26 protein-coding genes are annotated in these 26573 nt (G+C 41.0%); 12 read left to right on the forward strand and 14 right to left on the reverse strand.

Features of this window, described 5'->3' with window-relative positions; genetic code table 11:
* Window positions 1-101: 101 nt before the first annotated feature.
* Together V7K84_RS09070 and purU are read left to right on the forward strand one after the other, a co-directional pair.
* Entirely contained in the window at window positions 102-728 is a 627-nt protein-coding gene (locus V7K84_RS09070; protein ID WP_334837465.1) for a DUF4340 domain-containing protein, read from the forward strand.
* 96 nt (window positions 729-824) lie between these two features.
* On the forward strand, window positions 825-1679 hold the full coding sequence (gene purU, locus V7K84_RS09075; RefSeq protein ID WP_334837466.1) for a formyltetrahydrofolate deformylase: 855 nt from the start codon (window positions 825-827) through the stop codon (window positions 1677-1679).
* 2 nt (window positions 1680-1681) lie between these two features.
* Here the strand turns inward: purU and V7K84_RS09080 are convergent, their stop codons facing one another.
* Window positions 1682-2026 carry a hypothetical protein gene (locus V7K84_RS09080; RefSeq protein WP_334837467.1) on the reverse strand — a complete coding sequence of 115 codons (345 nt, stop codon included), beginning with the start codon at window positions 2024-2026 and terminating at the stop codon, window positions 1682-1684.
* A gap of 153 nt (window positions 2027-2179) precedes the next feature.
* Here V7K84_RS09080 and V7K84_RS09085 point away from each other — a divergent pair, with 153 nt between their 5' ends.
* On the forward strand, window positions 2180-2746 hold the full coding sequence (locus tag V7K84_RS09085) for a hypothetical protein (RefSeq protein WP_334837468.1): 567 nt from the start codon (window positions 2180-2182) through the stop codon (window positions 2744-2746).
* 135 nt (window positions 2747-2881) lie between these two features.
* Entirely contained in the window at window positions 2882-5170 is a 2289-nt protein-coding gene (locus V7K84_RS09090; RefSeq protein ID WP_334837469.1) for an FUSC family protein, read from the forward strand.
* A gap of 185 nt (window positions 5171-5355) precedes the next feature.
* On the opposite strand, the gene V7K84_RS09095 is transcribed toward V7K84_RS09090, so the two are convergent.
* The 6 genes from V7K84_RS09095 to V7K84_RS09120 all read right to left on the reverse strand — a co-directional run bounded on the left by V7K84_RS09095 (window position 5356) and on the right by V7K84_RS09120 (window position 9123).
* Window positions 5356-5556 (reverse strand): hypothetical protein, encoded by a 201-nt coding sequence (locus V7K84_RS09095; protein WP_334837470.1) that lies wholly within the window; start codon window positions 5554-5556, stop codon window positions 5356-5358.
* Between the two features lie 98 nt (window positions 5557-5654).
* A complete protein-coding gene (locus V7K84_RS09100) occupies window positions 5655-5981 on the reverse strand; it encodes a DUF3140 domain-containing protein (RefSeq protein WP_334837471.1) in 327 nt (108 codons plus the stop codon).
* Window positions 5982-5990: 9 nt separating this feature from the next.
* Window positions 5991-6206: a DUF2945 domain-containing protein gene (locus V7K84_RS09105; RefSeq protein ID WP_322674149.1), complete on the reverse strand. Its 216-nt coding sequence runs from the start codon at window positions 6204-6206 to the stop codon at window positions 5991-5993.
* Window positions 6207-6479: 273 nt separating this feature from the next.
* The gene (locus V7K84_RS09110; protein WP_334837472.1) at window positions 6480-6821 is read right to left on the reverse strand and encodes a DNA-binding protein; all 342 of its coding nucleotides are present in this window, start codon (window positions 6819-6821) and stop codon (window positions 6480-6482) included.
* 311 nt (window positions 6822-7132) lie between these two features.
* A complete protein-coding gene (locus tag V7K84_RS09115) occupies window positions 7133-8449 on the reverse strand; it encodes a sensor histidine kinase (protein ID WP_334837473.1) in 1317 nt (438 codons plus the stop codon).
* On the reverse strand, window positions 8437-9123 hold the full coding sequence (locus tag V7K84_RS09120) for a response regulator transcription factor (protein WP_334837474.1): 687 nt from the start codon (window positions 9121-9123) through the stop codon (window positions 8437-8439). The genes V7K84_RS09115 and V7K84_RS09120 overlap by 13 nt, the downstream gene beginning before the upstream one ends.
* A gap of 65 nt (window positions 9124-9188) precedes the next feature.
* Between V7K84_RS09120 and V7K84_RS09125 the strand changes: the two genes are divergently transcribed.
* Together V7K84_RS09125 and V7K84_RS09130 are read left to right on the forward strand one after the other, a co-directional pair.
* Window positions 9189-9584, forward strand: coding sequence for a hypothetical protein (locus V7K84_RS09125; RefSeq protein ID WP_334837475.1), 396 nt, complete (start codon window positions 9189-9191; stop codon window positions 9582-9584).
* A gap of 116 nt (window positions 9585-9700) precedes the next feature.
* On the forward strand, window positions 9701-10384 hold the full coding sequence (locus V7K84_RS09130; RefSeq protein WP_334837476.1) for an ATP-dependent Zn protease: 684 nt from the start codon (window positions 9701-9703) through the stop codon (window positions 10382-10384).
* A gap of 110 nt (window positions 10385-10494) precedes the next feature.
* On the opposite strand, the gene V7K84_RS09135 is transcribed toward V7K84_RS09130, so the two are convergent.
* Entirely contained in the window at window positions 10495-11691 is a 1197-nt protein-coding gene (locus V7K84_RS09135) for a glycoside hydrolase family 10 protein (RefSeq protein WP_442940935.1), read from the reverse strand.
* A 441-nt stretch (window positions 11692-12132) separates the two neighbouring features.
* Between V7K84_RS09135 and bchI the strand changes: the two genes are divergently transcribed.
* Window positions 12133-13257, forward strand: a complete 1125-nt coding sequence (bchI, locus tag V7K84_RS09140; protein WP_334837478.1) for a magnesium chelatase ATPase subunit I — start codon at window positions 12133-12135, stop codon at window positions 13255-13257.
* A gap of 172 nt (window positions 13258-13429) precedes the next feature.
* Entirely contained in the window at window positions 13430-13726 is a 297-nt protein-coding gene (locus V7K84_RS09145) for a hypothetical protein (RefSeq protein WP_322667694.1), read from the forward strand.
* Window positions 13727-13780: 54 nt separating this feature from the next.
* On the opposite strand, the gene V7K84_RS09150 is transcribed toward V7K84_RS09145, so the two are convergent.
* Window positions 13781-14875, reverse strand: a complete 1095-nt coding sequence (locus tag V7K84_RS09150; protein ID WP_334837479.1) for a nucleotidyltransferase domain-containing protein — start codon at window positions 14873-14875, stop codon at window positions 13781-13783.
* Window positions 14876-15352: 477 nt separating this feature from the next.
* On the reverse strand, window positions 15353-15586 hold the full coding sequence (locus V7K84_RS09155) for a Nif11-like leader peptide family natural product precursor (RefSeq protein WP_334720947.1): 234 nt from the start codon (window positions 15584-15586) through the stop codon (window positions 15353-15355).
* A 589-nt stretch (window positions 15587-16175) separates the two neighbouring features.
* On the opposite strand from V7K84_RS09155, the gene rplU reads away from it, so the two are divergent.
* Together rplU and rpmA are read left to right on the forward strand one after the other, a co-directional pair.
* A complete protein-coding gene (gene rplU / locus V7K84_RS09160; protein ID WP_334837480.1) occupies window positions 16176-16583 on the forward strand; it encodes a 50S ribosomal protein L21 in 408 nt (135 codons plus the stop codon).
* A 27-nt stretch (window positions 16584-16610) separates the two neighbouring features.
* Window positions 16611-16907, forward strand: coding sequence for a 50S ribosomal protein L27 (gene rpmA, locus V7K84_RS09165; RefSeq protein ID WP_289798566.1), 297 nt, complete (start codon window positions 16611-16613; stop codon window positions 16905-16907).
* Window positions 16908-17089: 182 nt separating this feature from the next.
* On the opposite strand, the gene V7K84_RS09170 is transcribed toward rpmA, so the two are convergent.
* From V7K84_RS09170 to V7K84_RS09185, 4 genes are all read right to left on the reverse strand, one after another.
* Window positions 17090-18889, reverse strand: a complete 1800-nt coding sequence (locus V7K84_RS09170) for an iron uptake porin (protein ID WP_334837481.1) — start codon at window positions 18887-18889, stop codon at window positions 17090-17092.
* Window positions 18890-19666: 777 nt separating this feature from the next.
* Window positions 19667-21403 (reverse strand): diflavin flavoprotein, encoded by a 1737-nt coding sequence (locus V7K84_RS09175; protein WP_334837482.1) that lies wholly within the window; start codon window positions 21401-21403, stop codon window positions 19667-19669.
* Window positions 21404-21537: 134 nt separating this feature from the next.
* Entirely contained in the window at window positions 21538-22050 is a 513-nt protein-coding gene (locus tag V7K84_RS09180) for a phosphate-starvation-inducible PsiE family protein (protein ID WP_334837483.1), read from the reverse strand.
* A gap of 160 nt (window positions 22051-22210) precedes the next feature.
* Entirely contained in the window at window positions 22211-23941 is a 1731-nt protein-coding gene (locus V7K84_RS09185; protein ID WP_334837484.1) for a diflavin flavoprotein, read from the reverse strand.
* Window positions 23942-24160: 219 nt separating this feature from the next.
* Here V7K84_RS09185 and V7K84_RS09190 point away from each other — a divergent pair, with 219 nt between their 5' ends.
* Together V7K84_RS09190 and V7K84_RS09195 are read left to right on the forward strand one after the other, a co-directional pair.
* On the forward strand, window positions 24161-25102 hold the full coding sequence (locus tag V7K84_RS09190; RefSeq protein WP_334837486.1) for a 1-aminocyclopropane-1-carboxylate deaminase/D-cysteine desulfhydrase: 942 nt from the start codon (window positions 24161-24163) through the stop codon (window positions 25100-25102).
* 108 nt (window positions 25103-25210) lie between these two features.
* Window positions 25211-26569: a DUF262 domain-containing protein gene (locus V7K84_RS09195; protein WP_334837488.1), complete on the forward strand. Its 1359-nt coding sequence runs from the start codon at window positions 25211-25213 to the stop codon at window positions 26567-26569.
* Window positions 26570-26573 lie beyond the last annotated feature (4 nt).

Genomic DNA, 26573 nt, shown 5'->3' on the forward strand with positions numbered 1-26573 from the left:
AGTTAGGAGTTAGGAGTGACAAGTAGAGACTGGAGAAGAGTTTTTTCCATGCCCAATGACAAATGACGAATGACAAATGACAAATGACAAATGACTAAAAAATGAAATTGCCACGAACGACTTTAATTTTGATACTGCTAGCGCTGGGTTTAGGTGGTTTTGTTTACTTCTATGAAATTCGGGGTGCAACTGTGCGAGAAGAAATTAAGGAGCAAAAGCAGAAAATTTTCTCTTTTGCAGAAGATGATGTGCAGGCTTTAACAGTCAAGACAAAAAAACTCACCCTGAATCTGGAACGTAACCCTGAATCTTCTAGTAACCCCAAGTGGTTAATTAAATCTCCAATATCGGGCCCAGCAAATGACGCCATTGTTTCTTATTTAATGGATTTGTTAGTCAAAGGTAATAGCGATCGCACTCTAGCAACTCCAGCAAAAGAGCTTGGAGAATTTGCCTTAGATCCACCCCAAGCAACTATTAATATCACCCTGAAAAACCGACAAAGCCATCAGTTGATTTTGGGTAAATCTAACTTTAACGGTCGTTTCTTGTATGCTCAAGCTGACCCTACTGCTAAACCTGATGGAAATATAAATCTGCTGTTAGTATCTACAGATTTTGCAAATGCCGTAAATCGGGAACTATCAGAGTGGAAACAACCTGTAGATAATAGTCAGAAGCTACCTGGACTCAGCACCCCTTTACCAATTCCAACAAATAGTAAATAAGCAATTAGGGTTTCTGTGGTATGTTTCGGTAACGCACAATGGGTTATCACATCTGTGCTACTCTACTTCAAATCTCACTAGTTTTTCTAAGTTACTATGACAAATCCGACAGCAACATTGCTGATTTCCTGCCCCGATAGAAGAGGACTAGTAGCGAAATTTGCCAATTTCATCTATTCTAATGGTGGTAATATTATCCATGCAGATCAACACACAGATTTTGCTGCTGGGTTATTCCTCACGCGCATTGAATGGCAGTTGGAAGGATTCAATTTGCCGCGAGAATTTATTGCCCCTGCATTTAATGCGATCGCACAACCTTTAGGTGCTAAGTGGGAATTACGTTTTTCTGATACAGTACCACGCATTGCTATTTGGGTAAGTCGGCAAGACCATTGTCTATTTGATTTAATTTGGCGACAACGTGCTAAAGAATTTATTGCTGAAATTCCTTTAATTATTAGTAACCATTCTAATTTAAAGGTAGTTGCAGAGCAATTTAATATTGACTTCCAGCATATTCCCATAAATAAAGATAATAAATCAGAACAAGAAGCCCAACAATTAGAATTATTACGCAAGTACAAAATAGATTTAGTTGTATTGGCGAAATATATGCAGATTGTTAGTGCAGATTTTATTAATCAATTTCCGCAAATTATTAATATACATCATTCATTCTTACCAGCTTTTATCGGAGCAAACCCTTATCACCGAGCTTTTGAACGTGGGGTAAAAATTATTGGTGCAACTGCTCATTATGCCACTGCTGATTTAGATGCAGGCCCAATTATTGAACAGGATGTGGTGCGAGTTAGTCACCGTGATGAAGTTGATGATTTGGTGAGAAAAGGCAAAGATTTAGAGAGAGTTGTATTAGCAAGAGCGGTGCGATCGCACTTGCAAAATCGTGTATTAGTATATGGTAATAGAACGGTAGTATTTGAGTGATTTTATACCAAAAGGAAGCGTTCTTGTTGTTGTCCTTGAGGATGGCAAAAGAATGTTTCATCTTCAATACATCCATAGAATTTAGTCAAGGGATATTCTGGAGTTTCGATTTGGGTTTCTGGTTCTAGGGACTCAATCAGGGTTTTTAGTAATGTCAAGCCTCGGCTAAGGTCGAGTTCTTGGGTGAGTTCAGCCAAGGGGGATTGACGGAACAATTCTGAAAGTTTGGTGGGTTGGTTTGGGTGGGTGTTGTGTGTAGTCAGGCTTTGGGCAATGAATTGGATAATATACAGTTTATCGTTGGGGGAAAGCTGAAGGAGTTGTTGTTCGAGTTCTGGGATAGCCATGATGGGGTTTAAGTGGAGGATAATTTTATTTTACTTTCAGTCTTCAGGGGTTAATCTAGTTTTACTCGTTTTTTACCTGTTAATAGACCTAACCCCCTAACCCCCTTCCCGAAGCGGGAAGGGGGAAAAATTGGGATTAATCAGCTTAAAGCTATGAATCATTTAATTAACGAACTTTTTGTAAATATAAAATCAGACGACGAACGTGTACGCAGTAATGCAATTACTGATATATCATTCATCCTAGAAATTAATTCTTGGCAGTTACCACTAGATGAAAGACTGAGTAGATATGATAGTTTAATCAAAGAGGAGTTAATAACTATAAATTTAACTGAGAGCGAAGAAGCAGAAATTGTAGAATTCCTCAAAAGAGAGATTACTGATTCGAATAGAACAAAGAGTAGTTTATTATTTACTATTGGTAAATCTTCATCAAAAACCGGACTTTTAGCACTACTAGATATTATTCAAAATTACTCTTCTGAATTTAATCCAAATGAATCCTATCAAGCTTTAGTTTCTTTAGAGAGGATATTGTTCTGGAATAATTATGGATTATCTAATGAAGAAAAAAGAAACCTTATTTCTGAAATAAATCCTACACCTTTTATAGAAAATAAATTGGCATGGGCATTGAATAATTCTCATTCACCCCATTCAACCGGATTGCAGTATACTGCTGAAGGTTTACTACATGGTTTAAGTCATCATCTCTAATGTTAAACCAGTCATAGTAAAAATTAAACAACTGAATCACCTCAAAAAACATATTACAGACATCCGCCACGCAGTTATATCTGGCTAAAATGCTTTAAGAAGCGATCGCGCTTTGTTATAGTCGCCAGTTTCATAATGTCATTTACAGATAAACGTCCTCTTAGTTGGTTGTTGCAGCAGTTTCAACTCCAGCCAGGTAAGCCAGCCATAGCCTCTGGATTGCGTAGCCTTTTTGTACTGGGTGTCCCGATTGGAATTGGAATCATTACAGGTCATGCTGCTGAAAGTGCGATCGCCACTATGGCAGCTTGGTTCGTTGGTATGGTAAATGTTGACGGAGCCTACCGTCAGCGAGCGACTGCTATGATCGCAGCTACCATTGGGGTAACTGTAATGTTCCTAATCGCAAGTTTGGTTAGCAGTCATCTCTGGTTAGCTGTCCCGACCACGTTCTTGGTAATATTTATAGCAGGTTTAGCAAATCTCTATGGCAACGTGGCTGCATCTGTCAGCTTGGTTACTTCGATAATGTTTGTGATTGCGCTGGCTAGATTCGCTTCATTTTCTAATTTGCCTACTCTTATTCAACACTGTGCGTTATGTCTGGCTGGTGGAACATGGACTACTGTGTTGTCATTGGGACTGTGGGCGGTGCGTCCTGATGTACCTGCAATACAGACAGTCGCTAACTGTTATCTCTCATTAAGCAATTTTGTGGACTTGGCAAGCCAGAGAGCATTAAATCCAAGAGATCGTCAGGAGTGGGAACAGCGATTTTTGCAAGCTCAGGATACGGTCATTCAAAACTTAACATCAGCTCGTAGCGTCTGGACAACTATCTGGACTAGGCAAAGAGGAGCTACCCTGCGGGGAAATCAGTTACTCGTATTAATTGAGGATATAAATCAAATTGTCAATTCTGTTGTAGCACTGAGCGAACTATTAGCGATCGCATCCGAACATGAACTATTTTCTCGGTTACAGCCAGAAATTCAGCAAGTGATAGAACAGTCAGCAATTGCTCTGCAAATGTTATCACAAGCGATCGCCAAAGGAAAAAACTCACCTCACTTAGGGGATCTCGATCGGAGTCTTGAAGCGCTAGAACACCAAAGGCAAGTTCTGCGTTCGCAAGTCCTCAATCAAACCATCAATGCTCAGACAGATGATTATTCCGATCTCCTCAACCTTGGCAAAATTACAGCCAGTCTGACAAAGCTAGTAGAGCAAATTCATACTGATGCAGAGATTGTTACAGATTTAAGCCAAGGAAAACTGCGTAACAGCATTGCCCAGCGAGATATTTCTCCGCCAGCCCAACCAGAGCGTTCTACAATTATTGATACGCTGCGAAATAATTTCACTTTTGATTCAGTCCTCTTTCGTCATGCGTTGCGCCTCGCACTGATCGTAACTTTTGCTGAATTAATTGCCTCGCTATTCCAACTACCTAGAGGCTATTGGATAACGCTCACAGCTTTAGTTGCACTTAAACCTAACTTTGGTGGAACGTCACAGACAACAGTCCAAAGAGTTGTTGGCACTATTTTGGGTGGAATTATTGGCATTGCTCTGGTTTTACTAGTTAAGAATCAATTGGCGATCGCAGTTTGTTTCCTGCTGCTGGTATTTGTGGCGATGTCGGTGCGATCGTTAAGCTACAGCTTATTTACCATACTCCTGACTCCCGCCATCATCTTGCTACTCAACATGATTAGTGCAGGTGGCTGGGAGGTTGGAGTATTGCGGATCTTCGATAGCTTTGCTGGGGGTGTCTTAGCACTGCTTGGTAGCTATTTGCTTTTCCCCCGTTGGGAACGACAGCAACTTCCTGCACAACTGGAAAAGACAATTCGAGCTAATCTTGCTTACTTTCAACAGGTGATTGCTAACTATCTCCATCCAGAACATAATGCGTTTGCTGATTCTATCAACCTGCTACGCCACCAAGCAGCACTAGAGAACGCCAACGCCAACGCCGCAGCTCAACGATTGTTCAGCGAACCTCGTCATATTCAGGGAGAAATCGAACCTGTAATGACGCTGATGATATACATTCGTGGCTTTTTCAGTTCGGTAACAACTTTAGCAGAACATCTGCGGGAATTTAGCGGTGAGTACCAATTTACTGAACTTAAGCAACTTGCCGATACCATTGTTCAAGTTTTGGAAAACTTAGCAGATGCCCTTGCACAGGGACAGCCACCTCAACCATTACCAGCACTGGATAGCTATCTCGAAGCAATTCACAACCAAATCCAACAGCTACATACTGCTCGGTTATCAGAGATTGCTACCAATTCCAACACTTTAACTCCCACATTACAAGCCGTTCGAGAACAAACTCCGCTTTCCACAGAACTGGATCGAATTGTTAATGAAATTAAAGTTATGCACTGTGTAATTGCTCGTTTGCAAGAATAATTTTCTTTTCGCGCTTGCTTTGCGCGGGTGTTAACCTCTTGATTTTTGTGAGTATGCGATCGCAGCTACCCGTTTGCCAGGATCGGCTATTTTTGCAATATGGAGTTGAAAGCCGGCTGTAAAAACCTGTTTTTGTCTGGTTTCTGCGGCGTCAACATTTAGTACAACATTTCATTAATTCGTAGCTAATTAAATTTGGCAATACGTTGCAATGCCAATGTATCCCTCTGCAATGCCAATGCGTCCTTTTGCAATGCCAATGTATCCCACTGCAATGCCAATGCACCCCTTTGCAATGCCAATGCACCCCTCTGCAATGCCAATGCATCCCTCTGCAATGCCAATGCACCCCTTTGCAATGCCAACGTATCCCTTTGCAATGCCAATGCATACCCCTACATTAAAAATGCTATGCTTTTACGCAAAACTGTATTTAGAGCGATCGCGGGAATTTGCCCACCTAAATGGCGGGCTACAAAGTACTTTACTTAAGTGGGTCGTGTCCCCAATTCTTCAAAGAATAGCACCAGCGTGTGTGTTCCAAATCACCCGATGGCTGCTGTGCAGTATGACGATGGACGTAACTAATAACTTTTTTCATGTGCGAAAGATCGTCGTTGGTGTAATCATCCTTTTTCTGCAATAGCTGGATGATACGCCGTCCAGATTTATGACCGATTGACTCATCGTCGCCATCCTTTTGCCCGACAGTTTGTGACTCATCCGTATCTAGCCAAGACTCTAGTTCTTTAGGTGTCATATTGACAGCTTGATGAAACTCGTCAATCACCGTTTTAATATCTTTACTCATAACTAAGCATTACTCCTCTACTTTCTTCAGAGCATCAGGCTTGTGAGCAGCTTGTTTTCCTGTCTTATCGCTTTCAACTAAATATTCGGGGTTATCTTCACTTGCAGCAATATGGTGTTCTTTAATATCTGTAGGTGAAGTGAGCTTCTTTACAACTTTGCCAGTTGTCTTACCTTGTGAAGTGTTCCATTCAACGCGATCGCCCTTTTTAAATTCTTCAGCCACATTCATCTCCTATCCTATTTGATGTTTTATACCTACTAAGGTCACATTATGTCTGCGACTGGAAAAGTAGCCATCATTCTAGTGATAGAGAAAAAAACAGCAAACAAGGTTAGTCGGCGTTGCATATTTGCGGGATGGGCATCTTGCCCGTCCCTTGTATTTCGGGACGGGCGAGACGCCCACCCTACAAGAATCATCCCTTGATTCAGCAACGCCGGTTAGTCTTCAGCAATCAAAATTAGATTCATGGGAACAACCTGAAGTATCGGAGATTTAATCGTCATGAATTTGAATAGTTTCACCGTTGGCACGAGTAATACTAAGGGCATTGAACTCATTGTTATCATAGTTGCCAACTACGGTGACTTGTTCTCCTACAGAGAGGTTAATGGGTTGCCCCAACTGAGGTTCTGCATCAACAATGATTTGTCCCTTACCATCGTTGAGAATGAACTCGTCATCTAAAAGCTTAGTAACTTGACCGGAGATAGTAGTAACACGAGCGTTTGGCGAATTGTCAATTTGGTTTGGTGCTTTCTGCGCTTCCACCTCAAAAGAAATTAGCAAGGCAAACAAGCTAGTTAAAACGATGCTGGGTATAGGATTGAAATTCATTTGTTAATACCTCCAATCTGATGTGTAACTCACGCTTATTTTCAGATTGCCGGATAAAAGTAACAAGAAAGTAACAGCACGGTCTTAGAGGATGTTTGAAAAGTCCTCTTGTCGGTATCAAAAATTTTAGATCCCCCTAAATCCCCCTTAAAAAGGGGGACTTTGATTCCGGTTCCCCCCTTTTTAAGGGGGGTTAGGGGGGATCTAAAAGTGCCTAAAGTCACAGCGAAACACTTTTCAAATAACCTCTTAAGCCAAGAAATTCCTTCACTAACAATTAAAATCTTTGCTTGCTCAGTATTAATTGCTCGTTATGGTAAAGGTTTAGGCGTGAAGGGTAGCTTGATTTGAAATGTAGAGCCTTCATCCAAACGGCTGATTGCGATAATTTGTCCTTCATGTACCTGGACAATTTGTTGGGCGATCGCTAATCCTAACCCGAAGCCTCCAGTATGGCGCGATCGCACGCTATCTACTCGATAAAACCGCTCAAAGATATGCGGTAAATCTGCCTCTGGAATCCCAATACCGCTATCCCGTACTTCAATTACTACCCAACGAGACTCAAAGAAGACTCGTAAGCAAACTCTACCTCCAGACGGCGTGTAGCGGCAGGCATTACTAAGAAGATTTGTTACTGCTTGCCGCATTAAATCTGGATTTATTCTCAACATTACCAATTGTTCAGGAAATTCGCTGGTGAATTCTAAGTTTTTTACCTTTGCTGAGTGAGTGTATTGCTCTACTAATGCTCCCAGCCAGCTAACCAAATTGACGAGGTTAAGTGCCTCTGGCTTTAACTGTCCTTCATTTCGAGCTAAGAATAATAAATCACTAATCAACATTCCCATTGATTCAGTAATCTGGTCAATATTTTCCAGGGAACTTTGCTGTTGATTGGGATCGATTGGTTCGAGCAAACTAAACTGAGCATGATTCCGAATTGCCTGAAGGGGTGTCCGTAGCTCGTGGGAAGCATCGGCTGTAAAGCGCTGTAATTGCTCGTAGGCTTGGCGAATTGGCTGCATGGCCATTCCACCAAGAAACCACCCCGTCAAACCAATTACGCTTAAAGCAATGGGTACACCTACTATTAAAAACAGTCTCAACGACCATAAAGTTTCTTCAACAGGCGCTAAAGAAGCGGCTATCTCTAGATAGCCAATTAATTGTTTATCCTGAAAAACAGGAACTGTTAATTGACGCAGTTGTTTATTTTGGCGAACACTGGTAGAAACGCGATTGCTTAACTCAATTGTTTGAAATCCTAATCGATTATTTAACTGCTCTGATGGAATGACACCAAAAAACTCTAGTAATTGCTTTTTGGGAGTGTACCAACGAGCATAAATAATTTTATTGTCAAAGGGCAAAGCTTCACCACCCAAGATGGGGACATCTTCGAGACTAATGCGTTGCTGTTCTTGGTAAAGTCCATCTTCAACGCCAGCCGCCATCAACTGAGTTGTGTTGTAAAGTTCTTGGTCAAATGCCCGCAATTGCTCTTTTACTTCTAAAAAGTAAAGTATTATCGCAAAGATCGCCAAAATACTTCCCATAGAGAGCGTAAACCAGCGAGCTAGGTTACGCCGACTGCGGTTGAACATGTTAGGGATTAGCGATCGCATGATTCAGGAGCAAGCAATCTATATCCCATACCGTAAACGGTTTGTAGCCAATCTTCTGCTTTCACCATCTGTAAGCGCTGCCGCAGTCGATGCACTGACATGGCGATCGCTTTACTGTCTGGTTGTATATTCCACTCCCAAAGTGCTTGTTCGATTTGGTCATGAGTGAGTACTTGCCTGGGATGTCGAAAGAAATATTCTAGCAATTGAAACTCTCGACCCGACAACTGGACTGTAACTTCCTGGCGTTGTAACGTTAGAGTGTTGAGATGAAGTTGTAGGTCGGCTAACTCTAGCGTGTCGCCTTGCCAGAGTGGCGCTCTGCGTCCCAATGCTCGTACTCTTGCCAACAGTTCCAGCAAACTAAAGGGTTTAACTAGATAGTCATCTGCACCAACATCTAAAGCAGATACTTTATCCAAAATTGCATCTTTAGCTGTGAGAATCAGCACTGGAGCCGTTTTTCCTGCTTGACGATACTGTTGACACAGACTAACACCACTTACTTTGGGCAACATCCAATCTAAAATTAACAGATCGTAGTCTCTCTGTTGCATTAACCATTGGGCTGTTTCACCATCTTCAGCACCATCTACAATATGTCCGACTTTCGATAGCGCACCCTGTAGTGGTTGTAACTGAGTAATATCATCTTCTACAAGTAAAATTCTCATTCATCATGTCGCTGTACTTTTTTCTTTTTCTTATGATGAATTAATCATCAAACTTTTTCTGTATTATGGCTCGACCTCGTTGGTTGCAATTTCTCATTAACTTAGGACTAGAGTTTTGGCTGCCAATACCCTTAATCGGATTGTTTTTTTGGTTGAGTACGGGTTTGCTAACGCATCAAGTATTGAGCTATACCTACGATCCAGCCGCCCAAATTCACGCCGACTCAAAACATCAAATTCAGTTTTCTGTTTCACTAGCTGTCATGTCTATTGAAGCTGTAATTCAACGCAAACAAAAGTTGACTGAAGTTAAAGTTTACACTGCTGATTCGGTTTTAAAGGAAATGGAATTTGAGTTTCCTGTGACTGAATATGCTCAAGTTGATGCTGCGATCGCTCAAGCTTTAGGATTACCAATAACAGCAATAAAGCAGTTGATACGTTATCGCATTGAGAACTAAGGGACTTCCAAAGAATAAATTAATTAACCAAAATCACAAATCCACGCCTAGACAATTAAATATACATTAATTCCTACATAATAAAGAAATATTAAGTTGCATTCAGAAAACTTTCAATGAGCCAAACTAGCCTAAATTTAGTTGCAATATCTATCTTTCTCATGACCCTATCGGTACTGGTGGGGCCATTCTTCAACTTATCACCGGCAGTACCAGCACTTGCTACCTTCACCATCTTAGGCATAGCGACATTAGATAGCTTCAGTCTGCAAGGCAAGGGTGGTACTATCTTTGTAGATTGGATTGCTGGTTTTTCAAAAGAACACCGCGATCGCATTGTCCACCACGAAGCAGGACATTTTTTGGTTGCTTACCTGTTGGGTATTCCCGTTACTGGCTACACACTCAGCGCTTGGGAAGCCTGGAAACAGGGGCAACCCGGCCAAGGCGGCGTTAGCTTTGATGATGGCGAATTAGCATCTCAACTAGAAGTAGGTAAAATCAGCGCCCAAATGCTAGACCGCTACTGCACTGTTTGGATGGCGGGTATTGCTGCTGAAACCCTAGTTTTTGATAATGCTGAGGGTGGATCTGATGATAAAAGCAAACTGATAGGAGTCTTGACAATGTTAGGCTTTTCTGAATCAGTTTATCAGCAGAAAATGCGGTTTCATGCTCTCCAGGCAAAAACTTTACTTCAAGAAAATTGGTCTAGCTACGAGACTTTAGTTAGTGCCATGCGACAAGGCGCTTCAGTAGAAGATTGTCATGTTGAGTTAGGAGTAGATAGTGGGAAGTAAGAAGTTATATCAACCTAGTTTTGATAGTTTGTAGTAAACACTTTAGTGCTTATAAAATAAGGACTAAAGTCCTTACTACGAACTTATTAACATTATCTTAAACAGAAAAGTTATTCAGCTCTGGCGCGGAGTGCAGGAGATGGAAAAAGATTTTGAAATCCAGCTTGTCGCTCAGTTAAAGATTCTAGATCGTCGTTCCAAAGACTTTCATAATAAAAGAAGGTTACGCCTAGACCCCGTTCTTGAGCAGCCCGCACCTGAGACTTAATTTGTTGCATAGGAACGGGGTTATTTCGTAACCCTGTCATAATGCCAACTCCAGTTGGAATTGTTTGTTGCGCTTCTTGAATTTCTGCGCGAGAAATATTGTCCACAAAACTTTTCAGATCCGGACGATAAATTTGCACAATTAACTCGTCCACAATATTTTGCCGCATCCAACCTAGCCAATCTTGCAGGTGAAATTTGTAAGCAAAATCATAGTAATTAGGAGAAACAGAGAAAATCGCCTGGGGTTTTCTCTGCTTCACAGCTTGATTAAGTTTTACCATGAACGCCGTAATCTTATCTGCCCGCCACTTTACCCATGCCGCATCTTGGGGATTTTTTGGGGGAGGATTTTTCGTTTCTTTGGTATACAAAGCAACTGTATATTGATCGTAACCAAATTCGTGAGGCAAACTCATGTGATCGTCAAACTGAATGCCATCGGCATCATATTGGGTAACAGTTTCTAGCACAAGATTAGTGATGAACTGTTGCACTTTTGGATGGAATGGATTGAGCCACATCACCTCACCAGCCGCACTGTTTGAAGTTTGGCTACCATCCCGCTTTTGCGTGAACCAATCCGGGTAATTCATTGCTAGTTCTGAAGTTGGGGGAGCCATGAAACCAAACTCAAACCAGGGAATCACTAGCAATCCTTGGCGATGGGCTTGGGTAATGAGGTCTGCCAGAATATCATGTCCATCTGAACCTTTGTAGACAAAAGGTTGAATACCTGCACGTTGTGCTAGGGCACTAGGATACATCACATAGCCAGAATTCCACACCACAGGATAGATTGTGTTGAAGTTCATCCGCCGCAGTTGACTCACTGCATCCTGCACCTTGTCCCGATTTTTGAGGGTGTCAAAATCATTAGTGGTCATCCAAACCCCGCGAATTTCTTGACGAGGTAACTGTGCGATCGCAGGGGTGAAACTGTCCACCAGAAATACAGTAACAAACGATATTAAAATGAGAATGGGAAAAAGAGATTTAAGTAGTCGCCGCCAACTTTGGACAATAAAAGATGATTTCATAAATTTGAATGATGCATTAGCTACCCACACACGCCATTGATCGCTTTTACGATTGAATCTACTAACCATATAGTCTACAAGTATTTATGCTTAGTACAGAATTGATGAGTTGGTAGTTGTTCGTTCCTTGCTTATGGAACCTTTGCACCAAAAAACTAAAACAGACAAATTAAGGTAGTTGACGCAGCTAATAAGCATTTGTGCCCAATAGATATTGGTATGCGGAATGGGGCATTTAAAAGAGGCAGGGGGGCAGAGGGGCAGAGGGGCAGAGGTGAAAGACTTACTGCAACTTCTCCCCTGCTCCCCTGCCCCTCTGCTCCCCCGCTCCCCCGCTCCCCTGCTCCCCCGCTCCCCTGCTCCCGATCTTCACATTCCCCCATGCCCTACCTGTGTCACAATAAAGAACTGTAATAAGAAAAATATTGTTAAGGTAATTTAGTGAGTCCAACTGCTCAATCCACGGCAAGTGCGCGTCGCGTAGTATTTCCTTTTACGGCAATTGTGGGCCAGGAAGAAATGAAACTGGCGCTGCTATTGAACGTGATTGACCCCAAAATTGGGGGTGTAATGATTATGGGCGATCGCGGCACCGGGAAATCCACAACTATCCGGGCGCTGGCGGATCTGCTACCAGAAATTTCTGTGGTTGCTAATGACCCCTTCAGTAGCGATCCTAGCGACCCTGACTTGATGAGCGATGAAGTCCGCCAACTGTTAGAACAAGGGGCGGAAATTCCCGTAGCTCAGAAAAAAGTCCAAATGGTAGACCTGCCCCTAGGAGCTACAGAAGACCGAGTTTGTGGCACAATCGACATCGAGAAAGCTTTATCTGAAGGTGTCAAAGCTTTTGAACCGGGACTGCTGGCAAAGGCTAACCGAGGCATTCTCTATGTGGATGAAGTCAACTTACTAGATGACCACCTTGTAGACGTGTTACTCGACTCTGCTGCCAGTGGATGGAACACTGTAGAAAGAGAAGGTATTTCTATTCGTCACCCAGCGCGTTTCGTGCTTGTGGGTTCTGGAAACCCAGAAGAAGGCGAACTACGTCCCCAACTGCTCGATCGCTTTGGGATGCACGCAGAAATTCACACCGTAAAAGAACCAGCCTTGCGGGTGCAAATCGTGGAACAACGGGCAGATTTTGACCAAAATCCTCCCGTATTTCTCGAAAACTACAAACCCCAGCAGGAAGCATTACAACAGCAAATTGTCAATGCTCAAGAGCTTTTGCCAGAAGTGAAAATTGACTACGATCTGCGGGTGAAAATTTCTGAAGTCTGTTCAGAACTGGATGTAGATGGTTTGCGGGGTGATATTGTTAGTAACCGCGCCGCCAAAGCCTTAACAGCTTATGAAGGACGCACTGAAGTTACGGTTGATGATATCCATCGCGTAATTACGCTATGCTTGCGTCACAGACTGCGGAAAGACCCTTTAGAATCGATTGATTCTGGCTACAAAGTCGCCAAAGTTTTTAGCCGCGTCTTTGGCGTGGAACTACCAGAAAGTGATACTGCACAAAAGAACGGCACAGGTCAAAAGTTAGGAGCTAGAGGTTAAAAGTTAGGAGCGGAGCCGGAAATGCTCCGCCTCCGTTGAAGAATTAATAGTTAAGAGTTTTGAATGGAAAGCTGCTTCATATCTCACAACTTTAATTCCTCAATCAGCACTGACTATATATAACTCCTAACTCCTAACTCTTAACTCCTAACTCTTAACTCAGTACTGAAATATGAGATTTTGGTCTTTTTGGTTCAACAGCTTTGTTCTATCTAGCCAATACAACCCGCCCAGGTTTGTAGAATTATTGATGCTCTTATTAGCGATCGCAATGCTGGCAATAGCCAGTATTTTACCTGACATGCCCTATTTAATCTTAGGTTTGAGCTTAGTAGTGGGGGCATCTATTTCCATCTTAGTGCGGGAAGCGATCGCTCCCTCACCCCAAACGCGAATTACTCAACTAACAGCATCTTTATTACTCATTATCAGCCTCTATGGCTTTGCTGATTTAATGTACACTCTTTAAAATAAGTCATTTGTTATTTGTCCTTTGTCAGTTATAAGCACCAATGACTAATGACTAATGACTCCATTTTTGCATTTCTACCAATTCCATACACAAATCATTAATTTGCTCCAAATCAGGTTTATGAGGTAGCGCAGATTGTTCGCAAACCACTTCCATTTCGGCGACCAAATCTTCTGCTATTTTCATCACCTGCTCATAAGAATACTCACCTTTTAAAATAGCTTTTAAATCCTCAAAATCACCAGCTGTTCTCCTATCTACAATTACTTCACCTCGCCGCAATATTTCTACTCCACTGCGTAACAATCTAATGCAGTGCATTCCATGTTTGAGGTCAAAACCCGACTTTCTTTCCATTTCTGCCCTAGCCGGATTTCTATTCTCCTGCCAAGATAAGTAAGCCTTCCATTCTCTTAAAGCTATTTGATAGCTTTGGCTTTTCTGAAGCAGACGGATAAAATCTTTACGGCTATTGGTTAACTTTTGGGTATATTCCAAAGTTTCATCAGGTAAAGTATATTGTTTTAAAACTCCTTTAAAATCAATATCTGCTGTCAGCAATTGATATAATTGTTCCGCTTCTTCTAAAAACTCAATCCGTCCTCTGATTAAGTTATAAAGATATTCCAGAAAAGCATTTAGCTCATCTTTGCTAAGGGGTGCTTCGTCTTCTATAGCAAAGTCAGATGGTATTGGTTTTTTTTGCGGTGGCTTTAACAACCACTTACGATGAGTTTCCATCTTTTTGATTTGGGCAAAGGCATAACCAGTGTAAGTATGTTTTACCTTCTTGCTCAAAAATAACTGTTTACGATCGATTAAATGCTGTCCGACTGCGCTTAAAAAAGGATAGTTATTTAACCAGAGTAATTCTAAAACATTGGGGTTTGCGCCCGCTAATAACTGGAGGATTTTTCTTAATTCATATATAACCGTATCTTTGTTACCATCAATGAATGGAAATATTCCTGGTTCATCCCAACCAGTATCTTTTTGTTCTATCCGATCGAATCCCAAATAGTACCTTTTGGGTGCAATAAATACTCCCCGGTAATCAAAGTCGGAATCAGGGCGATTTAAACCATAGCCGTGGCTACCAGCCAAACCAATTAAAATAGTTCTTTGCTCAACTTCTATTCTTTTCATATCACCTGATTAAAATATAGTCATCCTAACTCATGAGTTAAGCAGGTGGCGAGATGGAGAGTAGAGAAAGGGTTTTTAACTCTATACACTTTCTAGAAAACCAAAATTGTCCTAGATCCCCCTAAATCCCCCTTAAAAAGGGGGATTTTGAAAGCTTTTTGCCCCCCTTTTTAAGGGGGGTTGGGGGGATCAAAAGCCTGTGGCGCAACTCTAGAAGACTTGTGTATACACCGTAGCCTCGCAAGCGGGGTGGGGTGCAATGACTGTGGAAATCATAACTAATTAGTCGGACTTGATATAACAGCTCTACTTAATCATTTGCAAACAATAAGATCCCCGACTTCTCTAGGAAATCAGGGATTTAAGCCTTGTGTTTAACAGGAATACCCCTAAAGGAGATGATGCAACAGTATCCCCTTGAGGAGTAAAACTTGTCAATTCAGTTATTTCTATACTTTCGGTTTCCTAGAACAGAAATTATCTAGGATAAATGTGGCGTCTAGTCCCCCATCCTGGGTTGACAATGGCAGCTAAATCTTCTTCAGATAATTTGCTGATTTCACTATCCAGTTCTTTGGCAGTGAAATCATAGCCACGCTCTTGAGCAATTTTGATGAAGGCTTCTGGATCGGCTGTTGCTTTGAGTCTTTGCTGTAATGCCTGATCTTGTTTTACAGCTTGAAAAAGTCGGGCAGCATTTTGCTGTGTCATGACAATCAATCTCCTGTTTGAAATATCAGGTTTGAATGTGATAGTTTAACTCTTGAGGATTCACTAACTTTTGTAAAGAATTTCTAGATGAGACACCGTATATTTCATCTTAAAACAAAGAAGAAGAATGTGTTGATTTTGATAACAAAATATAACTTTTAAGCTAATACTAACTAATGTTAATTTTTCATAGATTCAGCCCTAAGATAGTAGCAATTTTTCTATAAAAAGTATTTGTTTTTACTGCTTGTAAATACAATTGACATTCGTGTGAGTGGGTGATGTCTACAACGCGTTACACCTACGCCCATGAAGACTGTTGACTAATTCCTCCTCACTCTTAGAAAATGAGCGATCGCACAATCGCACAAAGTAATTAACTGATTTCTCATCTTCAGACTGACCAGATAGCAATGCCAAACGCAAAAAATCCGATTAGAGCTTGACTTGACGCCTATGAATAAAATAGTATGTTAGATTGTCTGTCTAATTCCTGCTCGGATCAGGTAGACATATTACAAAGGCTGGCAAAAGCACTCTATAAGAGATAAAAACCAGCTACCTGTACGGCAACCTCAAGGACAATTCCATGACCTACGCGATTATTGAAACTGGCGGCAAACAAATACGAGTAGAGCCAGGCCGGTTTTACGACATTGAACTGCTGGCGATCGAACCAGATGAAAAAGTTACAATAGATTCCGTATTACTCGTGCAGCACGATGGCGAAGTCACCATTGGACAGCCATTAGTAACAGGTGCGACTGTAGAAGGGACTGTAATGCGACATTACAGAGGTCGTAAAGTCCTGGTATACAAAATGAAGCCGAAAAAGAAAACCCGCAAAAAACGGGGGCATCGTCAGGAAATTACCAGACTTATGATTGACTCCATCACCTTCAACGGTGCAGTGTTCGCTGCCCAAGGAGAACCGGAGAAGGAAACCCCCATTATAGATAACACCGCTGCCGAAGAAGTTGAAACCGCTGCTGAATAATAAGAAGAAGATACACAAGAGGAAATTATGGCTCATAAGAAAGGAACAGGTAGTACACGCAACGGTCGTGATTCTAATGCCCAGCGTCTGGGTGTCAAACGTTATGGCGGTCAAGTTGTACGTGCAGGAAACATTCTCGTGCGTCAGCGTGGTACTAAATTCCACCCTGGTAACAACGTTGGTATTGGCAGCGATGACACTTTGTTTGCCTTAATCGACGGTGTTGTAATGTTTGAGAGAAAGGGCAAAACTCGTAAAAAAGTTAGTGTTTATTTACCTATAACTGCTGCTGAGACAGCCCCTGCTGAAGCAGTGGCAAGTTAGAGTATTAGGATGGGCATCCTACCGTTGGTGTCAAGTTAAGGCATCAGCCCAGATGTCAAGAGAACGAGTAGCCGTTCGTCAGTGACGTTGACGGACGGCTTTAACCAAGCTCGTCGAACAATAATGTTCGACAAGGCTGAAAATATTTTCAATGTGACATCCAATCCTCAGCCTCCAGTCTTCTAGAAAGTAAAAGTTGTGCGAAGTGCGCCTACAATTGCTGTGTCATTAGCACTAAAGCCTTCCGGGCTAAAAATGAAATATACACCAGGGGTAATGGAGATATTGTCGCTAACCCGATAGTTATAAAATGTTTCTAAATGATAGGGAGTCGTGTCTTCTGGACGAGAAGCAACTCCCGCTACAGATTCTCGGTAAAGCGGCTGTCCAAAAATGACGGCGGCGGTGTTCCCTTCATGGAATATATCTCTAAAATGCAACCCAGCCGACCAACTACTGTAGGTTGTAGAGGCATCCACATTCAAGAGATTAGCAAAAAGCAATGCACCTGATAGTGACAGGGATGTTTTCGGCGCAAACCGCCACGTTACTGTTGCACCAACAGAATTTACATTGATTGGCTCATCAAGAGTTGCTAATGTTGCGTTACCGCCAAACCTCGCCAGCTGTGCTGCATTGGGAGTAAATTGAATAGAAGCAATATCTGCACTACCCAAGCCTGTACCTAGAATGTTGATTGTGTGGTAGCTGTGTGCATAGTTGATGCCGATATCAATAGTTGAGATTGGTTTGAGGGTTAGTTGGGCAGCAATTGCTTGTGTACCGTTAAAGACACCTGCTCCCAAAGGTGTGTTCAAAAGACCGCGATCTTCTGATATCGGAGCCGAACCACTACCATAAATAACTCCAAGTCCCACTTGTTTTGAAGGATTCCACAAGAAACCAGCACCCGCTAATAAACCCGTACCAGAAGTGCCTCCTGTAATTCTGACAGCAGCGTTGTAACCTGCAAATCGAGAGATTGCACCTTGGCTATCGCTAGCGTAAGGAGTGATTGCAGGAAAAACATCTGTAATCTCTGCATTGGTTCCAGCAAAGACAACAAATTTCTGAGACAACGGTAAGACATAAGCTAGCTTGTAAACACTAACTGAGTTTGCTCCGCCGTCAGGTTGTAATGTCTGGGGATTAAAGCCAGGAAATTGAGGTTCAAAGCTTAACTTGGTTGAACCTGCACCAAGAAAACTTGAATTTGGTAGTAATTGGCCTTGAATGGTTCCTCTTTCATAAAATGAACCGCTCGATCTGAAGTTGTAAGCTTGAAGTCCAACAATCAACAAATCACTGCCGTTAAAGCTGCTGGTAAGATTGAGCCGGACGCGATTATTGAAGGCTAATTTAGCATCTTGGCTGCCTGGTTCCCCACCTGTCGCTGTGGACAAAGAAAAAATCGCTTCGCCATTAAGCTTAGTTGTGGTAGAAAACTGTTGCTTTTCTAAAGTAGCTGTGTGAGGTTCTAAGGCATCTACTCGGCCCCGCAGTGCCGCAAGTTCAGATGTAAATTCTTCTTGGAGTTTTTGGAGAGTAGTTAAATCTTCTTTTTTAACTAAGTCACCAGTGCTAGTAGCAATCAGTTCGTTGATTCTATCTAAGCAAGCATTCAATCCCGCAGCAAATTCATAACGGCTTAAGGCACGATTCCCTTTATAAGTACTGTCAGGATATCCCACAATGCAACCGTAACGTTCCACTACTGATTGCAGTGCTTGAAATGCCCAATCTGTTGTCTTAACGTCAGATAATTGAGATACTGAGTTTACTTGAGCGATCGCATTCGATTCTAGAAAATTAGAATTAGTTGAAACTCCGCTACTGTTGTCTTTGTCTGCGCTCTCAAAATTGTTTACAGGATTGTCAGTAATTGATTGAGCAGTTGCAGGAGATGCACTCAGCGAAATTAAAGCAGTAAGTAAGCACAGCCAACTGACTCTTTTTGCACACATTAATTGGTAATAATTCACACTCGTTCCTCACACACAAAAGAAAACACCACTATTTGTTGTGAATACTAATTATTCACAAGCTAAAGCTAACCAGCAAAAGTAATCTCTCAAGTAATTAAATACTCTTTGGTTGAGAGTTTGCCAATTAGATATGCGAATTTATGCTGCACAAAATTACTTTGTAAGCAATTCACATAGTAATATCTCAGTCGATGCATCGACTGAGGATAGTTGCAGCTTTTATCAAGCTCAAAATTGGAATTTTAACAATTACTTAGCCATGACTAAAGACTTAATTGCTTGAAAAAATACTTTTTGAAATTTTCAAACTACTTCAACTTTATAGATATACTATAGTTTCGATTAGTGGTCCTTTACTATGTATTTTTTACAAAAATAAACATTTTTGAAGTTTTTAGTTTTTAAATATATACAAATAACCTTAAAATATTATTGAATATTATAAGAAATAGCTTTTTGATAACATAAAAATATATAACTCGTTCATTCATGCAATCAATAATGAGTCAGGACTTACGCAAAAATAGCCAAAAAGCTTAATTTATCGAACCGCTAAGACGCCTTCGCGTTCGCTTTAGCGTCTCTGAAAGAGAAGCGTCTCGTTAGAGAATAACGCCAAGAGTTCGTAGAGTTTGGGTAAGTCCTATGAGTTTATTGTTAGGCGAAACAATGGCATTGTTAGCCAAAACAATGCCATTGCAATTTTAAAAGACTTGTGTGTACACCGTAGCTCTACAAAGAGAGAAGTTTTCTAGATAAAAGTGAACAGTCAGATTAATAATAGCTGCCAGATTTCCGATGTTCCAAAGCCGTGACACCATCATTTTCCAATACTTCACCGCGATCGATGACGGCATAAATTAACCATCGATCGCCACATTCCAGCTGATTTTGCACTGTACATTCTAAATAGGCTAATGCCTCATTCAAAATCAAACAACCATTCAGAGCAGTTTTTGTGGCAAGATTCGCAAAGGGATTATCTCCTAAAGTGCTGTGACGAGAAAAGTAGCGGCGGACATTTCTTCCTTCTTTAAGGATATTCAGCACAAATTTATCGCCAGGATGATGCATTAAATCTGCATTTTGCTCGTTAGCGATCGCAATCATAATTCCTGGCGGGTTAAAAGTTGCCTGAGATACCCAAGAAGTTAAAACCCCTTTGTGAGTTTCTTCATCACGAGTTGTCACAACACACAAAGAACCAACGATGCGCCCCACCGCTTGTTCGGTACGATCTACATGGGTTTCTGTGACAATATGGCGGGAAGTCCGCAGCTTTTTAGTTTTCTTCAAGTTTTGGGCAAAAAAAGCACCAGCTTCTTGACACTGCTGAAGAATCTCAGGAGTCGGACTGAAACGCACCCGAATTGTTTCAAACCCTAGTTGATAATTAGCATCTTTGAGCTTGCTTTCGATTAAATCAATTGCCTCGCCACTCCAGCCATAAGAACCAAACACCCCTGCTAACTTAGTTTTGGCTGCCACCGAGAGAACTATTCCTAAAGCAGTTTGAACTTGAGTCGGTGCATGTCCGCCTAAAGTGGGTGAGCCAATAATCAAGCCATCGCAGGTTTCTACAATGCGGTTAATCTCCGCAGAATCAGCTAGTTCGCAGTTAATTGATTCTACATTAACTCCATTTTGAATCAAACCTTGAGCGATCGCATTCGCCACAATTGCTGTATTTCCATAAGCAGAAGCATATAGCAAAGCGACACTCAATTCTTGAGATTTTTGCCCTTGACACCATTGACGGTAATCATAAGTAAAACGACTCAGGCTGTAACGGACAACCGGCCCGTGTGCTGGGGCATAACATCTGGCTCCCAAAAGCGACAATTTATCTAAGGCTACTTCGACTTGTTTGGCTTGGGGTGCATGGAGACATTCAAAATAGTAACGACGTTCTGCATCTAAACCCTTCCAATCTTCATCAAACAAAGTATCTTCGCAAATATGAGCGCCAAAAAGTTTGTCTGTGTAGAGAATTTTTGTAGCGGCATCGTAGGTACAAAGTCCATCGGCCCAGCGGGGAGTCGGTACGGAGATAAATGATAGAAGATGTCCTTGTCCTAAATTTAGAGTATCCTGCGATCGCATCGCTTGAATAGGTGATTCAAATTCGGGAAAGGCAGTTTTGAGAGCATTTGCGGCGGGGCGAGAACAAATGAGAGTGGCTTGAGGAACCAGAGAGAGTAATACTTGCAAGGTTGCTCTGCGGTTCGGATTGACATGACTGAGAACAATGTAATCGAGGGAGATGAAATCTAGATGTTGTGCTAGTTGCTCAAGGTAAATTTCGGTAAAAGATTCGCCGGGAGGGTCAATTAAAGCCTTTTTATCAGCTTGAATTAGATAAGAATTCGCTGTAGTTCCCCGTTGACGGGAATATTCAACTTCAAATTTTAATCTGTCCCAAGTCCGCGATCGTAAAATCAGAGTATTTTTACCAATTTCAGCAACTTGTACATCTCTGCTATGGTTGGGCGTTAATGTGGCGACAGACATAATAACCTCTGTTAATAATGGGGAACGGGGAACGGGGAATGGGGAATTAGGAATTGGGCGTTTGACATGGCAGAAGATTCTCCTCTCTACAGACACGATTAATTGTGTCTCTACCCACTCCCTACTCCCTATTTTTAATGACCATTGTTTTGTATTAATTCAGACTTGGCTTTGCTTCTATAGCGTTTAGATACTTCTTGTTCGGGATCGATACCTTCAAAGGTAGGAGGTAGCCAAACTCGGAGAAACAGTAGTACTCCCAGCACTAATAAAAAGGCGCAAGTTGCTAAAACTTGACTCCAACTTGTTTCTAGAACACCTTTAACAATGACTTCTCGCAATGCGGAAACGATAGAAACTTCAACAGCTACTCCAATAGATACTCGATGTTCCTGTAGGTAAATAATCAGCAGTCGGAATAGCTCAACTAAGATAAGTAAAAAGAGAATATCGGCAGTAACAGCATGAAAATCTAAAGGTGGAAGTAAGGAGAGAAACATATCTCTCACCTGAAGCACCATGAAGCTAAATAAACCGATACACAAAGAAATTACAATTACATCTTGGATAAATTCCAAGCTTCGGACAACGCGCCCACGATTGATTTCGTACATGGTAATCGGGGTATTTTCAACAGATTTATACATAGTTTTTTGGGAGTTGTAGAGACGCGATTCATCGCGTCTGGGGGAGCAGGAGGAGCAGGAGGAGCAGAGGAGCAGGGGAGCAGAGGAGCAGGGGAGCAGAGGAAGAATTATTAATTATTGAGCAATCCCCAATGACAAATGACAAATGACAAATGACAATTTAGTAATGATTGCCAATTTTGCGGTGATGCGCAGCAGTAAGTGCATTTAGCTTCGCAACTCTTCCAGTTTGGACTGTGCTATAAATTACCCAATGATCTCCACAATCCATGCGGCTAGTGATTTCACATTCCATGTAAGCTAGAGCTTCAGCTAAAACGGGCGATTCATTTTTAGCCGGATATGTTTTCACTCCGGCAAATCTATCTGCACCAGGAGCAAAACGCTTGAGGAAATGTTTCATTAATCCTTGATATTTGCCTTCTTCTAAAACATTTAAAACAAAGCGATCGCCAACGTGCATTAAAGATTCAATTGCCCGATCTTTGGAGACTGCGATCGCTACTCCTAAAGGCTCAAGACTGGCTTGTGTCACCCACGAAGCCAGCATTGCACTCTGAACTTCTCCTTTTTTGGCAGTGATGATGTATAATCCTGTGGTAATCCGCCCTAGAGCTTTTTCTAGCTCGGTATTGATAGATTTGATTTGTTTTATGGTGCGATCGCGGGTTAACCATTGACCCATATCTGTCCCCGCTTCATCACAAAGTTGTTCCGTTGCTTGGGTAGGGATTTCCTTAACTAAAATAGGTGGAAAAGCTTCAGTTAATCCTAGTTCTTGAAACTTATTACGTAAGGGGTAAATTGGTTCATCTTCTCCCCCTCCTGACTCTAATAAACCAATTGCTTGTTTCTTATGAACAGCAGCCAAAATTGTACTTAAAGCAGCTTGAATCATCACCGAAGATTGGGGTGGCATTGCAATTACTAAACCAGAAGCTTGTGCAACTAATTCTCGAACTTCTTGAGGCTCCGCACTATTGAGGTCTACTAATTCTATTGCTACGCCTGTTTTTGCGCATCCATGTGCAATGTTACGGACTAAATGTTCGCTATGCCCATAATCTTCAACATAAAATAGAGCTACTAAAGTCTCTATTTTTGCTTGTTCTAAACTCCAGTTTTGATATCGTCCCAGCCATTCGGAGATATAGTTTTGTAATAAAGGACCATGTCCTGTAGCAACAGTTGCTATTTCTAACTTTTCAATCCGCTTTAAAGCTGCCAAGACAGACCGAGCATTTGGCCCCATAAGACAATCATAGTAATATTTAAAATCCTCCTCAAGTAAGGTAATATTTTCATCATAAGTGTGGTCATCACAGTAGTGCATCCCAAACACATCGCAAGTGTAGAGTGTAGAAGTTTTATGGTCATAGGTCAAGATTGTGTCAGGCCAGTGTAAATTAGGTGCAGAGATAAATTCTAATTCGTGTCCGTTACCTAAATCTAATCGCTCTCCACTTTTCACCTGCATTGATTTAAAAGGCTGGTGAACCATATTTTCTAAAAATTGAATACCTACCTTTGCACCAACAACAGTAATGGAAGGAGCTAATTCTAAAATATCTTTCACTAAGCCACTGTGGTCAGGTTCTGTATGGCTAATAATCAAGTAATCTATCTTAGTTGGATCGATTAATCCCGTCACTACCTCAAGATATAATTGCTCAAACTTGCGGTGAGATGTGTCAACTAAGGCAATTTTTTCTCCCTGAATTAAGAAAGAATTATAGGTTGTACCATTCCGTAAACCAAACTCGATATCAAAACGTTCTCTATCCCAATCGAGACAACGTATAGCAGTCGTTTGAGGAGCAATTTCAACAGTTTCAATCGTCAAACGTCCAGGAGGGGAAATAACTTGAGTAAGCTGTGTGAGTGCAACCATTTCTTTTCTCCAAAAGAATATTATCTGGAGCGAGTGTTCTGTTTCTTATATTTACCTGAAACACTCAATTAGTAAAATGCCAATTTCTAAAGCTAATCATCAGAAAGATTTATTCATCATTTAGCTTGACTAACCATTGAATTACTCAATGTTTATCATTACTTTTATATTCGATAATGAACGTGAGAAAATGCAAATTCTAAGTTAGAATCTTGACAGATGTCGTTAACCTTTATTACTCCTCCTCTACAACAAATCAATAGCGAAATCGCCCGTCACGCTGGTGTTGAACTGTATGTGCTACGTCTGGATCTCATGCACCCGTGGGTTAACGGCAATAAGTGGTTTAAGCTGAAATACAATCTTTTAGAGGCCAAGGAGAAAAATTTCACAACACTGCTAACCTTTGGCGGCGCTTATTCCAATCACATCTATGCAACTGCGGCGGCTGGTAATCTTTTCGGTTTTCGCACCATCGGCGTAATTCGTGGAGAGGAGAGGCTACCATTAAACGCAACGCTGAGTTTTGCTGTACAACAGGGTATGCAGCTTGTGTATCTGAACCGCGAAATGTATCGACAGCGTAACACACCAGCGTTAGAAGAATATCTGCGACAACGTTTCGGTGAGGTGTTTATCATTCCCGAAGGTGGGAGTAATTTAAATGGTGTGCGCGGCTGCACAGAAATAGTTAATGATGCGACGATCGCATTCGATCGTATCTGCGTAGCCTGCGGTACAGCCACCACACTAGCAGGTATTGCCCTTTCTTTGCATAAAGAACAAAGAGCGATCGCTTTTCCCGTTCTAAAAAATGGCGCATTTCTCACACAAGAAATCGAAAATCTATTGATAAATTACCTCGCCTCTGGCTTACCCTCGCCATATAGTTCTCCCGCTTCCTGGGAATTGGTATGTGATTATCATTTTGGCGGCTATGCAAAGGTGAACGACGAGTTACTACTGTTTAGCCAACAGTTTACACAAGAACATGGCGTACCCCTTGATTACGTATATACCGCCAAAATGTTTTACGGAGTGATGGATTTACTACAGCAGGGATTTTTTTGTAAAGGCGATCGCTTGTTGCTAGTACACACAGGAGGCTTACAGGGCAACGTTGGTATGGAAGAAAGATTGCAGAGAGTTTCTAAAATCTGAGTTGCCACTTAATTAAATATCAGTTAACCTTGTATGGAATTTTACTAAACCAAGTTAAATTCATACACCAATCTTGATATTTACTCAAACTTAGATAAGGTTAATTCAATGTTTACATCTACTGAACGCATTAAGGCGGATGATCAGAGTATTGCTCTCTATTTGGAAAATCTTCTATCAAATAAATATCAAATTCCAACCTTTCAAAGAGATGTTGTCTGGGAGAAAGAGAATGTTAAAAAACTTTGGGATAGTATCTATAAGTTTTACCCTTTAGGAAGTATTTTAATTTGGAAAACTAATACCAAGCTAGAAAGTCATAGAGAAATAGGTGGTATAAAGTTTGCTGATAATTTTCACTCGAATGAATACCAATACATTTTAGATGGACAACAAAGAACAACTTCTCTATTAACATCAATACATGGGGGCAAGGGTAAAATTGCTAATAACGAAAACTTTGATCCAACACTATATATAGACTTGACTATTAAACTTACTGATGCGACTGATGACACAAGCTATGCAAAAAGGTTTTTGTTTTGGGACGAAATCGATGATAGAGATGGTAAGCTTACAGCAAATACTGGGAGAAAAAACCGTTATCAAGATAAACTAATTGTCAGTTTAATAGATATTCTTAAAAATCCTGGGGAAATAGAAAGAAATCTTCATAAAAATGGATACGGTGACTTTGAAAATCCCTATATGCAACAATTGAGAAGGATTAGAGAAGTCTTATATAGTTATAAAATTTCTTTCATTGAGTTGAGAGGTATTGAAGTTGCGGAAGTTTGTCAAATATTTGAGCGGATTAATCAAGCTGGTAAACCCTTGGATATCTTTGATATTGTGGTTGCTAAGACTTTTCGTTCTGAAAATAAGACAAATAATATCTCTGGGTTCTATCTTCGTGAATTATTTGATAAATTTAAAAAAACTATTTCTAGTAGTCAATATGCCAGTATCGATAATTGGACATTGCTCCAGATGCTAGCTGTAGTAGTAAAACTTGAATTTCCCGAAGCTGGGATACAAAATATTACTGATATGTATCTTAATAAGCTAAAAACAGAGCATATTGAAGCTGTATGGTCTAATTTTAAAATAGCCGTTGCTAAAACTTTTGATTTCTTTGATAATATTTTGCATATTAAGGGTGGAAGATTAATTCCTTACCGATATTTATACCTGACTATTACAGCATACTTTTATCGGAATGATAAACCAGATTATAGTTTTTTAAATAAATATTTTTGGTATTATAGTTTTCATAATGCAGACTTACTAACAAACACTACTCACCTCTGGGAACATATATACTTTGTTAATCAACAAAAGGCTAATAGTACTTCCTCATTCAATAAATTTGATATTGATAAGAATTCTCTAAGAAAATCTTTTTACAGTTATAGAGGTCGCTTATCCAGAGCAATACTATCACTTTATGCAAACCACAAGCCGTAAGATT

It is taken from the genome of Nostoc sp. (assembly GCF_036917315.1).
GTDB lineage: Bacteria > Cyanobacteriota > Cyanobacteriia > Cyanobacteriales > Nostocaceae > Nostoc.

Excerpts from the sequence above, each read along its gene's own strand:
- V7K84_RS09195 (WP_334837488.1), top strand. The coding sequence starts at position 25,211 with ATGTTTACATCTACTGAACGCATTAAGGCGGATGATCAGAGTATTGCT.
- rplU (WP_334837480.1), top strand. The coding sequence starts at position 16,176 with ATGACCTACGCGATTATTGAAACTGGCGGCAAACAAATACGAGTAGAG.
- V7K84_RS09115 (WP_334837473.1), bottom strand. The coding sequence starts at position 8,449 with ATGCGATCGCTAATCCCTAACATGTTCAACCGCAGTCGGCGTAACCTA.
- V7K84_RS09090 (WP_334837469.1), top strand. The coding sequence starts at position 2,882 with ATGTCATTTACAGATAAACGTCCTCTTAGTTGGTTGTTGCAGCAGTTT.
- V7K84_RS09085 (WP_334837468.1), top strand. The coding sequence starts at position 2,180 with ATGAATCATTTAATTAACGAACTTTTTGTAAATATAAAATCAGACGAC.
- V7K84_RS09080 (WP_334837467.1), bottom strand. The coding sequence starts at position 2,026 with ATGGCTATCCCAGAACTCGAACAACAACTCCTTCAGCTTTCCCCCAAC.
- V7K84_RS09145 (WP_322667694.1), top strand. The coding sequence starts at position 13,430 with ATGAGATTTTGGTCTTTTTGGTTCAACAGCTTTGTTCTATCTAGCCAA.
- V7K84_RS09175 (WP_334837482.1), bottom strand. The coding sequence starts at position 21,403 with ATGTCTGTCGCCACATTAACGCCCAACCATAGCAGAGATGTACAAGTT.
- V7K84_RS09110 (WP_334837472.1), bottom strand. The coding sequence starts at position 6,821 with ATGAATTTCAATCCTATACCCAGCATCGTTTTAACTAGCTTGTTTGCC.
- V7K84_RS09100 (WP_334837471.1), bottom strand. The coding sequence starts at position 5,981 with ATGAGTAAAGATATTAAAACGGTGATTGACGAGTTTCATCAAGCTGTC.
- V7K84_RS09150 (WP_334837479.1), bottom strand. The coding sequence starts at position 14,875 with ATGAAAAGAATAGAAGTTGAGCAAAGAACTATTTTAATTGGTTTGGCT.
- V7K84_RS09135 (WP_442940935.1), bottom strand. The coding sequence starts at position 11,691 with ATGAAATCATCTTTTATTGTCCAAAGTTGGCGGCGACTACTTAAATCT.
- rpmA (WP_289798566.1), top strand. The coding sequence starts at position 16,611 with ATGGCTCATAAGAAAGGAACAGGTAGTACACGCAACGGTCGTGATTCT.
- V7K84_RS09120 (WP_334837474.1), bottom strand. The coding sequence starts at position 9,123 with ATGAGAATTTTACTTGTAGAAGATGATATTACTCAGTTACAACCACTA.
- V7K84_RS09155 (WP_334720947.1), bottom strand. The coding sequence starts at position 15,586 with ATGACACAGCAAAATGCTGCCCGACTTTTTCAAGCTGTAAAACAAGAT.
- V7K84_RS09190 (WP_334837486.1), top strand. The coding sequence starts at position 24,161 with ATGTCGTTAACCTTTATTACTCCTCCTCTACAACAAATCAATAGCGAA.
- V7K84_RS09180 (WP_334837483.1), bottom strand. The coding sequence starts at position 22,050 with ATGTATAAATCTGTTGAAAATACCCCGATTACCATGTACGAAATCAAT.
- V7K84_RS09185 (WP_334837484.1), bottom strand. The coding sequence starts at position 23,941 with ATGGTTGCACTCACACAGCTTACTCAAGTTATTTCCCCTCCTGGACGT.
- V7K84_RS09070 (WP_334837465.1), top strand. The coding sequence starts at position 102 with ATGAAATTGCCACGAACGACTTTAATTTTGATACTGCTAGCGCTGGGT.
- V7K84_RS09125 (WP_334837475.1), top strand. The coding sequence starts at position 9,189 with ATGGCTCGACCTCGTTGGTTGCAATTTCTCATTAACTTAGGACTAGAG.
- V7K84_RS09130 (WP_334837476.1), top strand. The coding sequence starts at position 9,701 with ATGAGCCAAACTAGCCTAAATTTAGTTGCAATATCTATCTTTCTCATG.
- purU (WP_334837466.1), top strand. The coding sequence starts at position 825 with ATGACAAATCCGACAGCAACATTGCTGATTTCCTGCCCCGATAGAAGA.